The 13,047-nt window shown below is 62.7% G+C and carries 14 protein-coding genes; 7 read left to right on the top strand and 7 right to left on the bottom strand.

Features of this window, described 5'->3' with window-relative positions; translation table 11 throughout:
* Positions 1 to 3: 3 nt before the first annotated feature.
* Positions 4 to 762 carry an SOS response-associated peptidase gene (locus ACWTU8_RS26725; protein WP_455850500.1) on the bottom strand — a complete coding sequence of 253 codons (759 nt, stop codon included), beginning with the start codon at positions 760 to 762 and terminating at the stop codon, positions 4 to 6.
* A gap of 122 nt (positions 763 to 884) precedes the next feature.
* Here ACWTU8_RS26725 and ACWTU8_RS26730 point away from each other — a divergent pair, with 122 nt between their 5' ends.
* The 4 genes from ACWTU8_RS26730 to ACWTU8_RS26745 all read left to right on the top strand — a co-directional run bounded on the left by ACWTU8_RS26730 (position 885) and on the right by ACWTU8_RS26745 (position 3,220).
* Positions 885 to 1,304 (top strand): NUDIX hydrolase, encoded by a 420-nt coding sequence (locus tag ACWTU8_RS26730; RefSeq protein ID WP_095519635.1) that lies wholly within the window; start codon positions 885 to 887, stop codon positions 1,302 to 1,304.
* Positions 1,305 to 1,352: 48 nt separating this feature from the next.
* Positions 1,353 to 1,730 carry a TIGR02301 family protein gene (locus ACWTU8_RS26735; RefSeq protein ID WP_029354446.1) on the top strand — a complete coding sequence of 126 codons (378 nt, stop codon included), beginning with the start codon at positions 1,353 to 1,355 and terminating at the stop codon, positions 1,728 to 1,730.
* Positions 1,731 to 2,038: 308 nt separating this feature from the next.
* A complete protein-coding gene (locus ACWTU8_RS26740; protein WP_029354447.1) occupies positions 2,039 to 2,296 on the top strand; it encodes a hypothetical protein in 258 nt (85 codons plus the stop codon).
* 120 nt (positions 2,297 to 2,416) lie between these two features.
* Positions 2,417 to 3,220 (top strand): hypothetical protein, encoded by an 804-nt coding sequence (locus tag ACWTU8_RS26745; protein WP_455850501.1) that lies wholly within the window; start codon positions 2,417 to 2,419, stop codon positions 3,218 to 3,220.
* A 123-nt stretch (positions 3,221 to 3,343) separates the two neighbouring features.
* Here ACWTU8_RS26745 and ACWTU8_RS26750 read toward each other — a convergent pair whose 3' ends face one another.
* Positions 3,344 to 4,675, bottom strand: a complete 1,332-nt coding sequence (locus ACWTU8_RS26750) for a dihydroorotase (RefSeq protein WP_455850502.1) — start codon at positions 4,673 to 4,675, stop codon at positions 3,344 to 3,346.
* Positions 4,676 to 4,758: 83 nt separating this feature from the next.
* On the opposite strand from ACWTU8_RS26750, the gene ygfZ reads away from it, so the two are divergent.
* The 3 genes from ygfZ (at position 4,759) to ACWTU8_RS26765 (ending at position 8,453) form a co-directional block, all read left to right on the top strand.
* Positions 4,759 to 5,619, top strand: a complete 861-nt coding sequence (gene ygfZ / locus ACWTU8_RS26755; protein WP_455850503.1) for a CAF17-like 4Fe-4S cluster assembly/insertion protein YgfZ — start codon at positions 4,759 to 4,761, stop codon at positions 5,617 to 5,619.
* Positions 5,619 to 6,251 (top strand): hydrolase, encoded by a 633-nt coding sequence (locus ACWTU8_RS26760; RefSeq protein WP_455850504.1) that lies wholly within the window; start codon positions 5,619 to 5,621, stop codon positions 6,249 to 6,251. Before ygfZ ends, ACWTU8_RS26760 begins: the two co-directional genes overlap by 1 nt.
* Positions 6,252 to 6,317: 66 nt before the next feature.
* The gene (locus ACWTU8_RS26765; RefSeq protein WP_455850505.1) at positions 6,318 to 8,453 is read left to right on the top strand and encodes a putative bifunctional diguanylate cyclase/phosphodiesterase; all 2,136 of its coding nucleotides are present in this window, start codon (positions 6,318 to 6,320) and stop codon (positions 8,451 to 8,453) included.
* A gap of 23 nt (positions 8,454 to 8,476) precedes the next feature.
* On the opposite strand, the gene ACWTU8_RS26770 is transcribed toward ACWTU8_RS26765, so the two are convergent.
* The 5 genes from ACWTU8_RS26770 to ACWTU8_RS26790 all read right to left on the bottom strand — a co-directional run bounded on the left by ACWTU8_RS26770 (position 8,477) and on the right by ACWTU8_RS26790 (position 12,907).
* A complete protein-coding gene (locus tag ACWTU8_RS26770; protein WP_455850506.1) occupies positions 8,477 to 8,749 on the bottom strand; it encodes a DUF3303 domain-containing protein in 273 nt (90 codons plus the stop codon).
* 21 nt (positions 8,750 to 8,770) lie between these two features.
* The gene (locus tag ACWTU8_RS26775) at positions 8,771 to 10,234 is read right to left on the bottom strand and encodes a RimK family protein (protein WP_455850507.1); all 1,464 of its coding nucleotides are present in this window, start codon (positions 10,232 to 10,234) and stop codon (positions 8,771 to 8,773) included.
* Positions 10,231 to 11,337 (bottom strand): peptidase C39 family protein, encoded by a 1,107-nt coding sequence (locus ACWTU8_RS26780; protein WP_029354463.1) that lies wholly within the window; start codon positions 11,335 to 11,337, stop codon positions 10,231 to 10,233. The genes ACWTU8_RS26775 and ACWTU8_RS26780 overlap by 4 nt, the downstream gene beginning before the upstream one ends.
* A gap of 260 nt (positions 11,338 to 11,597) precedes the next feature.
* Positions 11,598 to 12,392, bottom strand: coding sequence for an anti-sigma factor family protein (locus ACWTU8_RS26785; protein WP_455850508.1), 795 nt, complete (start codon positions 12,390 to 12,392; stop codon positions 11,598 to 11,600).
* A complete protein-coding gene (locus ACWTU8_RS26790; RefSeq protein ID WP_135936357.1) occupies positions 12,389 to 12,907 on the bottom strand; it encodes a sigma-70 family RNA polymerase sigma factor in 519 nt (172 codons plus the stop codon). The genes ACWTU8_RS26785 and ACWTU8_RS26790 overlap by 4 nt, the downstream gene beginning before the upstream one ends.
* Between the last annotated feature and the right edge of the window lie 140 nt (positions 12,908 to 13,047).

Genomic DNA, 13,047 nt, shown 5'->3' on the forward strand with positions numbered 1-13,047 from the left:
CTGCTAGAACAAGGTCATCTGACTGTCGTCCGCGCCGGGATTCTGGCGCCTGGCCTTCTCGGGCTCCGGCCCCACGACGCCCCTTTCCTGAATCTCCGGTCCAGTGTTGGCGACCTCGTTGACGAGGTCGGAAACCGCGACAGCCTCGAAGAAGTCGAGCTGTGCCGGTCTGAGCAGGTCCGCCACATCGCGCGGCTCCAGGGTGCGGCAATCCAGCCAGCGGGCGAAATCCTGCGGATCTATCACTACCGGCATCCGGTCATGGCTATGGCGATGTCGGTATTGGCGTTGACGGTCAGGATGGCGCCGGTGTCCATTTCGAAACCGCCCGGCTCGGCATAGGTCTCGATCAGCCCGGCGAAGGCGACAAGTCCGCCATGCCTCGGCCGCACCCAATAGGGCTGCCCTCTTGCCGCCTGATTGACGCCATTCGTAGAAGCCGGAAGCCGGCACCAAAGCGCGGCGATGGCGCATGGCGGTGCGAAACGAGGCCTTTTCCGTTGCTCCCTCCGAGCGCGCGTTGAACAGCAGCGGAAACTCACGCGTGTCCTTCACCCAGGCCAGGATCAGCCCCCAACGCACCAGCATCGACTGCCGGTCGGGCTGGTTCGAGCCTGGCGCCTGCGGCAAGCCTGCAATCGCGATCACGACCGGCTGCGTCGGCGCGATGTTGTAGCGGGCCGGAAAATCCTCCAGCTCCGCCAGACCGAGAAAAGCGGCAGTCTGGTCCGGCGTGGCGGTCAAGGCAAAGCGTCCGCACATAAGCTAAACTCGTTGAAACGGTCGGATGCGAGGTGGCGATGGAACCGGCGTTGCGCAACCGCTAATGCTTCTTCACGCCGACCGGTCCACAACCGGCTGCAGCGAATGACGATCGGAGATCCATGGACGAAATGCGCAAGATTCTCCCGGCTGTCTCGGTCGCCATTGTCCGCGGCGACACGGTGCTGCTGGTCAAGCGGGCGCGGCAGCCTTCGCAAGGATTTTACGCGTTTCCAGGCGGCAAGGTCGAGGTCGGCGAAACGCTGGAACAAGCCGCGCAACGCGAATTGCTGGAGGAAACCGGATTGCATGCGCACAACTACCGCGCACTTCGGGAAATCCACATCGACGGCGGCAGCGACGGGCACCCGGTCGACTATCTGCTGACGGTGTTCGGCGCTACCTATGCCGGCGGCGAGCCCGTGGCCAGCGACGACGCCGAGAACGCCGCCTTCTATACGCTCAGCGAAATGACGGCGCTGCCGCTTGCCGCTTCGGTGTTTGCCGTTGCCGAAGAATTGCTCAGGAATGCAGGGGCGTAACCTCCAAAATCGCCTTGCAGGCGACAGATTGTTTGGCCACATAGACTCATGATCCGCGCATCGCTTTTCCTTGCAGCTTGCCTCGCCGCCAGTACGGCATTCGGGGCGCGGCCGGCCCTGGCCGCCGAGTCGCCGTTCGAGCCGGGGCTGATGCGGCTGGCGGAGGTGCTTGGATCGCTGCATTTCCTGCGTAATCTGTGCGGCGAGAAGGGCGACCAGTGGCGGGTCGAGATGGAGAAGCTGATTGCTTCGGAAAATCCGGACTCGGAGCGGCGCGCCCGCTTCATCGCCAGCTTCAACCGCGGCTACCGCTCCTTCGGCGGCACCTACACGCAGTGTACCGCCTCGGCGACCGAAGCCATCAGCCGCTATATGAAGGAGGGCGAGACGCTCTCGCGCGACATCGCCTCGCGCTACGGCAACTGACCTTGACACCTCGCTGCTTGTCCGGTGGCGCCTTAATACTTGTGTTGCACTTTTGCAACGGTATTAACGAAACGTTACGGCGCGGATGCGGAATTAACTCAAACTGAAGGTTTTCATCCCGCTCGCCGGCCTAATCGGCTAAGTTTGAATCGGATCGAACGCAGGTTTGCAAAACGTGACGAGCCCTTGTCGAAACGACCCTAGAAATGTCGTATTTACAAGTACTTACTTAACCTGCGTGTAAAAGGGACAGCCCAAGCCTGATCCGCATCTGCCGGATCGCCGCTTGAAAAAGGGTGGACATCGCAATGGAACATGCCGTCAACGACATCGACGCGCTGGTCAGGGAAGAAAAGCGCCTGACCGCCGTGGAAAGCCACAGCGAGGCCTGGGCGGAAGGGCTTTCGGCTGGAATCGAGCCGGAAATCATCGCTGAGGCGGCCCTTGAAACGGCGTTCGGTGAAATGCTGCGCGCCAATGGCGAGACCTCGGCCCTTGCCCTGCTCGACCGCATGCGTGAAAAGGTGATAGCCGGGGCCTTCGAACCAGGACGGCTGCGGCACTGAAGCGGCATCAGGCTCTTTGACGACGACGTGCCGCTTGGGCGGTCATGCCCCGGGCACCTGTAAGGGCCGGGGCACCTGGGCGGGCCTGGGCATCTGGACGGAATCATGGAGAGGCAGGCGGTGAATTTTTCGACGTCAGGCCAGCCGCGTGGCTTGGCTCTCAGCATCCGGCTCGTCGCTTTTTGCGCCGCGGTCCCTCTGGCTTTTTGCCTCGCAAGCAGCCCTGCTTATGCGCTGAGTGAAATCAAGCGCGAGGACCTGCCCTCGCCAGTCACGCCGCCCGCCGATGACGACATGTCGCAGCCCGGAACCGCCGTGCCGATGCCCGATCCGCTCGGCACGACACCGCCTGCGACCAACCAGCCGAGGCCCCCCGACGAGCGGGAACAGGTCGAACCGGAGGGGCCAAAAGACGATGGTGGCATGGCCAATCCGCAAGCCGATCCGGATGAACCTTTGCCCGAGGTCGTCTACGATCTCGGCAAGCTGCCGGAGCCGGTCAAGCGCATGCACGATTTGATCCTCGAGGCGTGCAAGAGCGGCGACATCGAAAAGCTCCGGCCGCTGATCGGCCAGGGCGATACGATGACCCAATTGTCGCTGAGCGAGATCGAAGGCGACCCGATCACCTTCCTGAAAGGTCTTTCGGGCGACACGGAAGGCCAGGAGATCCTCGCCATCCTGGAAGAGGTGATCAGTGCCGGCTATGTCCATGTCGATGCCGGCACGCCGCAGGAGCTCTATGTCTGGCCATATTTCTTCGCGCTGCCGCTGGACAAGCTCGACGCCAGGCAACGGGTCGAGCTGTTCAAGATCGTCACCGCCGGCGACTATGACAGCATGAAGCAGTTCGGCGCCTACATCTTCTACCGCGTCGGCATCACGCCGGACGGACAGTGGACATTCTTCGTCGCCGGGGATTGAGCGGCATTGCCCTTTCCCACCCTCAAGCCCGCTTAGAGCATCGGAGTGGTCCCCGCTTTGGGAAAGCCGATGCTCAAAGAAAGAGATAGACCGGCGGTCCGATCGATTTGAAAGTCCGCCGCTCTAGACCGGCAGCGCCTCGGAAAACTCCACAGCCTTGCCCTGCCCTGGCGTGACGATCTCGCCCTCCCACATCACGCGGCGGCCGCGAACGACTGTTCCGACCGGCCACCCGGTTACTTCTCTGCCGTCATACGGCGTCCAACCGGCCTTGGAGCCGGCCTGCGCATTGGTGATGGTTTCGCGGCGCTTCAGATCGACGATGGTGAAATCGGCGTCGTAGCCGGCGGCGATGCGGCCTTTCCTGGCCATGCCGAAGATACGCTGCGGGCCGTGGCTGGACAGGTCGACGAAACGTTGCAACGTCAGCCGGCCGGCATTGACGTGATCCAGCATGATCGGCACCAGCGTCTGCACGCCGGTCATGCCGGACGGCGAGGCCGGATAGGGTTTTGCCTTCTCGGCCAGCGTGTGCGGGGCATGGTCGGAACCCAGCACATCGACAATGCCTTGCGCAATGCCGTGCCAGATGCCGTCGCGGTGGCGCACCACCCGCACCGGCGGGTTCATCTGGATCAGCGTGCCAAGCCGCGCATAATCGTCCAGGCTCAGCGTCAAGTGATGTGGCGTCGCCTCGCAGGTCGCGACGTCCTTGTGCTGTTCGAGGAAGGCGATCTCCTCTGCGGTCGAGATGTGCAGCACGTGAATCCGGGCGCGAACCTGGCGCGCGATGCGCACCAGGCGCTCGGTGCAGCGCAAGGCGGCGATCTCGTCGCGCCACACCGGATGCGAGGACGGATCACCCTCGATGCGCTCACTCAGCCGCTCGCGCAACCGGAACTCGTCCTCGGAATGAAAGGCGGCCCGACGGCGCGTATTCCTCAGAATCGAGGCGACGCCCTCATCGTCCTCGACCAAAAGGTCGCCGGTGGACGAGCCCATGAATACTTTTATGCCGGCAGCACCGGGTAGCCGCTCCAGTTCGCCGGCATCCCCGGCATTGTCGCGGGTGCCGCCGACCCAGAAGGCAAAGTCGCAATGCATGCGGCCGGTGGCGCGCCGAACCTTGTCGGCAAGGGCTGCTTCGCTGGTGGTCAGCGGGTTGGTGTTGGGCATCTCGAAGACGGCGGTGACGCCGCCCAGCACCGCTGCCCGCGAGCCTGTCTCCAAATCTTCCTTGTGCTCCAGCCCTGGCTCGCGGAAATGCACCTGGCTGTCGACGACGCCGGGCAGGATGTGCAGGCCACGACAGTCGACCGTCTCGCCGGCTGATGCCTGGCCGAGATCGCCGATGGCGGCGATGCGCCCGCCGTTGATGCCGATGTCGCGCCGGCCCTCGCCATCGTGGTTGACCACCGTGCCGCCTGTCAGGATGAGGTTGTAGGTCGTGGCCATGCTGATCCGGTCTCTTGCGGGGGGAGTGTCAGCGGCTTACGTAATGGCCGACTGTTTTGCAAGATCAGGTTCTTTTTCCGCCCATGCCCTTTGCCCAGTTGAAAGACCGCGCCCTCATTTCCGTGTCAGGCCCGGATGCAGAGATTTTTTTGCAGAACATTCTGACCACCGACCTCGACGCACTGGCTGCGGGCGAAGCAAAACCTGGCGCCTTGCTGACGCCGCAAGGCAAGATCCTGTTCGACTTCCTGATCTCCCGCGCTGGCGAGAATTCCTTCCGCCTAGAATGCCGAGCCGATATATCAGACGACTTCATGCGCCGGCTGATGCTCTACAAATTGCGCGCCAAGGTCGAGATCGCCAAGTTAGATCAGGGGCTTGTCACCGTCGCGTGGGGAAGTGATTCAACCACTTCGCAATCTGATTCAACGCCGGTTGCCGATGCACGGTTTCGCGACGCGTCCGTGACGCGCTATTATGGCGGCACGGGTGAGGGCGGCGACCCGGCCGCATGGCAGGCTCTGCGCATCGCCCATGGGATTGCCGAAAGCGGCTGCGACTATCCGCTCGGCGACGCCTTCCCCCATGATGTGCTGCTCGACGAGACCGGCGGCGTCGGCTTCAGGAAGGGCTGCTATGTCGGCCAGGAGGTGGTCTCGCGCATGCAGCATCGCGGCACCGCCAGACGGCGGGTGCTGATCGTTTCGGCCGAACGGCCCCTGCCCGCTCCTGGCGCCGAACTGACAGTTTCCGGGCGACCGGTCGGCACGCTTGGCACTGCCGCCGGCACGGCAGGCCTCGCCATAGCCCGTATCGACCGCGTCAAGGCAGCGCTCGACGCCGGCCAGCCGATCATGGCGGAAGACGTCCCTGTGTCGCTCGCCATCCCTGCCTGGGCGAAGTTCACCTTCCCGCAGCAACCTGCCGGCGCGGAGGAGACCTGATGGCGGCCGACCGTGCCGGCGCGCCGCCGCGCGCTTGGCAGCGCATGCTGTCGGGCCGGCGGCTCGATCTGCTCGACCCCTCGCCGCTCGACATCGAGATTTCGGACATCGCCCATGGGCTTGCCCGCGTCGCCCGCTGGAATGGCCAGACCAGCGGCGACCACGCCTTTTCCGTCGCCCAGCATTCGCTGCTGGTCGAGGCGCTTTTCGGCGAGCTGGTGCCAGACGCCCCGGCCGACGCGCGGCTGGCGGCTTTGCTGCACGACGCGCCGGAATATGTCATCGGCGACATGATCTCACCGTTCAAATCGGTGATGGGCGGCAGCTACAAGGAGTGCGAGCTGAGGCTGCAGCGCGCCATCCATCTGCGCTTTTCGCTGCAGGTCGAACCTAGCGCGGGCCTGCGCAAGGAGATCAAGCGCGCCGACCAGATCGCCGCCTATTTCGAGGCGACGCTGCTTGCCGGCTTTTCGACCGCCGAGGCGACCGAATTCTTCGGCCGGCCGCGCGGCTTCAATGCCGACCGCTTCGATTTCACACCGCGTTCGGTGACCTGGGCGCAAAACGCGTTCCTCGAACGGTATGCGGCGATCGAGAAATCGCGGCGCCAAACGGTGCAGCCGGCCGACTGAAAAAACGGTAAATTAACCGGAAAGGACAACAGTACCGTGTTCGATCACGGTCTGCAGGCGCGCCTCATGTCCGTCACTCATGCCAAGGCTGGTTCGCCCGTCCGCGGAGGGAGGGCCGAAGGCATAGGCCTGCCGCGACGGATAGAAAACGAACTGCGCAAACAGAATGATCGTTTTTCGGCCGCCGTCGAGAACATGTCGCATGGCTTGGCCATGTTCGATGCCGACGAGCACATGATCATCTGCAACGGCAATTATATCAGCATCTTCTGCCTCAACGCCGAGATCGTGCGGCCCGGCATCCGGTTTTTCGACATTCTCCAGCACAGCGTCGACATCGGCGTCGCCTCGCACAGCGCCGAAGAACTTTATGCCATCCGCAAGCCCTATATCGACCAGGCGAAACCTTCGACCTATGAGGAAACGCTGTCGGATGGGCGCATAGTTAACATCTCGCACCGGCCGCTTGCTTCAGGGGGCTGGGTGTCGATCTATGAGGACATCACCGAGCAACGGCGTGCCGAACAGGAACTGAAGGAGCAGCACCGCCGTTTCGACGCAGCACTCGCCAACATGTCGCAAGGCCTTTTGATGTATGGCTCGGACGGCAGGCTGATCGTGCGCAACGAACGTTTCCTGGAACTCTACCACGTGTCGCCGGCCGACATTCCGCTTGGCATGGGCCACCGCGACGTACTCGAGCAACTCGTCCGCCTGGGTCTCTATGCAGAGATCGACATCGACAGCGAAATCTCGAAAACCGCGGCCTGCCTTCAAGCCGGAGAAATGCGGTCGACCTACCGCCATCTTGCCGATGGCAGAACCCTTTTGGTCGTGCGACGGCCGATGAGTGGCGGCGGATGGGTCGCAACCTTCGACGACGTTACCGAGCGCCGCCGCGTCGAAGAGCGCCTGACCCACCTTGCGCATCACGACACGCTGACCAACCTGCCCAATCGCTCAATGTTCCGCGAGCGGCTCGATCAGGCCTTGGATGAGGCCACGGACCTGGCGATATTCTCGCTCGACCTCGATCGCTTCAAGGCCGTCAACGACACCTGGGGGCATCCGGCCGGCGACTGGCTGCTGAAATGCGTGGCCGAGCGGCTGCAACGTTCCCTACGCAACGAAACGGACGTAGTCGCTCGTTTCGGCGGCGATGAGTTCGTCATCATCCAGTCCAATACCAAAGGTGCCGGCGACGCGGAAAAACTGGCAAGACGCATTGTCGACATCATCGGAAGGCCGTTTCGCGACAAAAGCCGCGACATGCATATCGGCATCAGCCTTGGCATCGCCCTTTTCCCCAATGACGGCAGGGATGCCGACACGCTGCTGAAAAACGCCGACATGGCCCTCTACAGGGCGAAAAGCGAAGGACGCAACGTCTATCGCTTCTTCGAGCCAGGCATGGATGCGATGGTGCGGGCACGACGCGCACTCGAAACCGATCTGGAGGCAGCGCTGCGGCGGCAGGAATTCGAGCTCGACTTCCAACCCATCATGAACATCGCTTCCAGCGAAATCGTCGGCGCCGAAGCCCTGATGCGGTGGCACTCGCCGGCACGCGGCTTGGTGCCGCCAGACGACTTCATCCCGGTCGCCGAAGAGATTGGGCTGATCGTGCCGCTGGGAGAATGGGCGCTGAGGAACGCCTGCACAGTTGCGGCGGGCTGGCCGCATGGGCTGCGTATCGCGGTCAATGTCTCGGCTGTGCAGATCAAAAGCGGCACCTTTGCCCGCAGCGTGATCTCCGCGCTGGCATATTCCGGCGTGCCGGCCGATCGGCTTGAACTGGAAATCACCGAAACAGTGCTGATGGATGAGGGCGATACCGTGCTCAAGACGCTCAGCCAGTTGCGCGACCTCGGCATCCGTATCGCGCTGGACGATTTCGGCATCGGTTATTCGTCGCTCAGCTATCTCCGCCGCTTCCCGGTCGACAAGATCAAGATCGACCGCTCCTTTATTCGCGACATCGACAAGCGCGACACGGCCGCGATCGTGCGGACGGTCATCGGCCTCGGTGCCCAACTTGGGATCACCGTCACCGCCGAGGGCGTCGAAACCGAAGCTCAGCTGGAGTTCCTGAGCAGGGAAGGCTGCGTCGAGGCCCAGGGCTATTTGATCGGCGCACCGTCGAAGGCGGCGGACATCAATCCCCTGCCGAAGTCGCGCGCCGCGATCAGGCAATCCGGCTGAGTGCGACAGGCCAGACGAGCCAGTCAAAGGTGTCCGCGCAATGCCTCTACCATGTCCTTGTTCGTCGCCACAGGAACGATCTCGAATTCGACCAGATCCGCCCATTCGACGACCCACTGTTGCAGGAGCGTGACGTCATCGGCCTCTACCAGCAGGAAGCAGCGGCTCATATCCGCCGCGATCCAGCTGTGGTGCACAAGAAGCGCGTCCGGCTTCAGGCGACCCTGGTCGCGGAAGCGACGGTAGATCTCCTTGCGATCACAGCCGCGAAAATCCTCGGTCACAAAAAACAGCATCTCTGTCCCCCACTCGGATGATTATCGCCCCGGCCGGTCGAGCCGCTCCAGGAACCACTGCGTCAGCCGCACCCAGACCTCATCTTTTTCGCCGGAATCCTCCCAGCCATGGTCGAGGTTGGGATTGTCATTGACCTCGATGACGAAAACACCGTCCTTGGTCTCCTTGAGGTCCACCCCGTAGAGGCCATCGCCGATACAGCGCGCGGCGCTCACCGCCGTCTCGATGACATGGGCCGGCGCCTCTTTCAAGGTAAAGGTCTTGATGCCGCCCTGGTCGGGCTTGCCGTTGGCCTTATGGTTGACGATCTGCCAGTGCTTTTTGGCCATCAGATAGTGCACCGCAAACAGAGGCTGGCCGCCGAGCACGCCAACGCGCCAGTCATATTCGGTCGGAATGAATTTCTGCGCGATCAAGAGATCGGAATCCTCCAGCCATTCGGTGGCTAGCGTCTTCAGCTCCTCGAAGGTGGCGCATTTCTTGACGCCGCGTGAAAACGACGAGTCCGGGATCTTCAGCACCAGCGGAAAGCCCAGCGTCTGCGCCGCGACTTCGAGATCCGAGGTGCCGGCGATCATCACCGTCGGTGGCACCGGAACCTTGTTGTAGGTCATCAGCTCGTTAAGGTAGACCTTGTTGGTACAGCGGATCATCGACAGAGGATCATCGATGACAGGCATGCCTTCCTGCTGGGCGCGGCGCGCGAAGCGATAAGTGTGGTTGGAGATCGAAGTGGTCTCGCGGATGAACAGCGCGTCGTAGTTGGCGAGTTTGGCCAAATCCTTTTTGGTGATCGGCTCGATTTCGACGCCCATCTTTTCGGCGATCTTGGCCCAGTAGCGCAGCGACGAGATCTCCGATGGCGGCAACTCCTCGTGCGGATCGACCAGCGTGGCGAAGGTGTAGCGCGCCGGCGTGCGGCCTTTGGTGTCACGCCACTCGCGGTTGGTGTAGGTCTCGAGGCACTGAAGGAAGCGCTTTTCTTCCTCCTCGGTCATCCTGGCCAGCGGATGGAAGCCGATCTTGCGGATCGACGCCCATTCGGAGCTGTCCGTGATGTGGACTTCCAGTGCCGGCGCGCGAAACCAATCGAACAAAAGCTTGGCAAAGCGATCCCATATCCTCGACGGGCCGATGCCGAAGAAGATGCAGACTTTTTGCGGAAAGGCGCCGCCCAGATCCTTGCGGCACTTGTTGAGCGCGAGTTCCAGCTCCGGCAGCGCGTGATCGTAGAGCTTGCGCTCGGACAGGTCGATCATCGTCTCGACCGTCGGGATGACCTTGTGTCCGCGCGAGCCGGCGAGCAGCGAGGCGTAGTAGCCGCGGCTTTGATAGCCGTAATTGTTCGACAGGTTGATGACCTTCGGCCGCTGGCCGCGAAACAGCGCCGGATGGGCAAGGTAGTCGCGATTGGTGATGATCTTGTGCGGTGTCGCCACCTGATCGAGATCGTTCTGCCGGCCGGTAAGGATGACCCAGGTCATTGTCTGTCGCGCTTTCCGAGGGTAATGGCGGCACGCAATCCGTCGCGGCCGAACTGCGCCATGTTCATAAAGATGCCGTAAGGCACGGGAATATTGGCGGCATCAAGAATGGTCTCCTGTCTCTCGTCTTCGACCCAGGGATCGTGGATCAGGATATGGTCGCCGTCGTCGCCGATGGCCAGCACCCAGTGCGGAACCTTCTTGCCGAACATCAGGAAGCCGCTGATCAGGACCAAAACAAGTTTCCCCTCGGCGATCGCGGTGCGGATATCGTCTATGGCGAATGGACGGTAATTCACCGGGATGCCGTAAAGTTCCGCGCGCCGGCGAAAGTCGACCTGCGCCAGTTCCATCACCCGGCGCTTGTCCTGGCTGCGCACCGACTGCAGGAACAGCGCGCCATGGAAGGAGACATATATCTCGGCAGAGAGCCCGCTTTCGTGACCGGCAACGGCGAGGCCGAACGGCTCACAGCCGCCAGGCCCCGACATCATGAAAACGGTGGTCGCCTCGCGCCACAAACGGATTTCCATGACCGGGTCGGGCACGAAGCCGGGCTCGAAATTGGCCATTGCCATCATCAGGCAGCACGGGCCGCAGGTGAATTCGCAGGTCTGCTGGTAGAACGGCACCTTGGTGGCGACCGGAATGTCGCCGCGCAAAGTCTTTTCGTAGCGCAGCGCCGTGGCGCCGTCCTCGTAATAGCCCGGTTCGCGGCCGATCTTGCGGTAGCCGCTCTGCTCGTAGATGCGAATGGCTCGGCTGTTGTCCTCGCGCACCTCGAGGCGCAGCATCATGCGGTTGTGTTCGAAGGCGGTCTCCTCCGCCGATGCCAGCAGCATGCGGCCAATGCCGAGCCCGCCGAAAAAGGGACCGATGGCGATGGAATAGAGCCGCGCGACGCCGCTGCCTTTGCGAAACAGCACGACCGCATAGCCGGCGACGCGGCCGTCGCTTTCGGCAACCAGCAGCTCGGCACTTTCGCGTTCGATCAGCTGGCGAAAGGAGCGGCGGGATATGCGGTCGCTCGAGAAAACAGCCTTCTCGATGACGGCGAGGTCATCGACGTCGGACGCGCGGGCCTTGCGAATCTCGGCAGGCATGCGGGCTCGGAAAACCTCGATTGGGTTGTGGAAAAGACCCTGGTCAGAAGTGCCGACAACACAGCCGAAGCGCCAGCATCCGTCAAGCGCTATCGCACTTCGATTCGGGCCGAATTGTGACAGTTTCGGCGGGCGCATGACGCCAAAAATCGAAATCGATTTTCGCAAGGATCATGCACAAAATTAAAGTGCTACAGTGGTCCTTTGCGCGCCCAAAGGACGCGCGGCGCTGTAGACGCAAGCTTTGAAAAATTGGGTCGTCAGCTGGCCAGCCCGGCCAGAAGCTGGCTGTAGGCGCTCTTCGCCACCGCAGTCAGCTGCGCGCGCGGCAGCGAGCCGACGACGGCGCAGCCATAGCCCTTATCCAGCCAGTAAACGGCCTCGGGGCCGTTCTCTTCCGACCCGTAGGTGCCCTTGGCTTTCTCGGCCGATTCAGCCGTGACGAACAGCGAGATGCGCTCGCCCTTGTCGTCCTCATAAAGCAGCATCGCAGCCTTGCTCTCGCCAGCAGGCAGCAGCCGGCCGCCGACGAGTTGGAACCCTTCCGCCGCCAGATCCGGTGCGACCAGCTTCAGGCCGACCCTATTGGACAGCCAGGTCTGCAGATGATCCTTGTCGCTGGCGGGCACTTCCACCGCATGCCGCTGCTCGGCGGCATAAATGACATGGGCTGCGATCGCCTGCTCGGCGAGCTGGTCCTCGGAGGGGTCTTCCAGACCGAGATGGTCGATGCCGGCGAAATAACCGCCAACACCGCCAATGGCCAGCATCGCCGCTGCGGCAGCCGCCAGCCACCAGCGCGAGCTCAATGCCGCCGTCTTGACCGGTGCCTCGCCGAACACGATCTTCTGCAGCCGCGCCGGCACCGGCTCGTCGAGCACGCCGGCGAAGGCGGCACGAAGTGCTGCGCGGTCGGCGACATAGCGGGCGCTCCTCGCCTTCATTTCGGGATTGGCGTCGAGCCAGACGTCGTACGCCACGCGCTCGTCAACCGGCAACTCGCCATCGAGGGCCATATGGATGTCGCGTTCGGAAAAATCGCGCCGCCGGGTCATTTCTCGACGATCCTTATCGCCCGGCGACGCGCGGCGTCATCCAGCAGCCCACGCAACTCATCACGCCCGCGCGCGATTCGCGACATCAGCGTGCCGGCCGGCACGCCGAGGATGTTGGCGGCCTCGGCATAGGAAAAGCCTTCGATGGCTACCATGACCAGTGCTGCGCGCCGATCGGGGCTGATCGCCTGCAACGCGTCGATAATCTCGCGTGAGGCGATGCTCTCCACCTGCTCGGCTGGTGCTGCCTGCGCCTCGCTCGCTTCCAGCGGCAGCATCGCGGCTTCGCCGCGCCGGTTCACCTTGCGCATCTGATCGATGAACAAATGATGCATGATCGTAAACAGCCACCTCCTGGGGCTTTCTCCAGTCTGCCAATTGTCGAGCCGCACAAGCGCCCGTTCGAGACAGTCCTGAACGAGATCGTCGGCGGAATCGCGGTCGCGCAGCAGCGAGCGCGCATATCGGCGCAGGCGCGGTATTTCGCCCAGGATTGCTGCCTTCTTTTCGTCCATGACCGCTGGTTCTGAGGTGCCTTGTTCATCCGATTGAACGCGCCTTCGTGGCGCGGCGCAAGCGGCCAGCGCGAAGCGGTCCGCCGCCCTGGTCACCCAAGCAACAAGATAACGCGGCCGGCGGGCGATTTATTCCCGGT

Source organism: Mesorhizobium sp. BHbdii, from assembly GCF_053848045.1.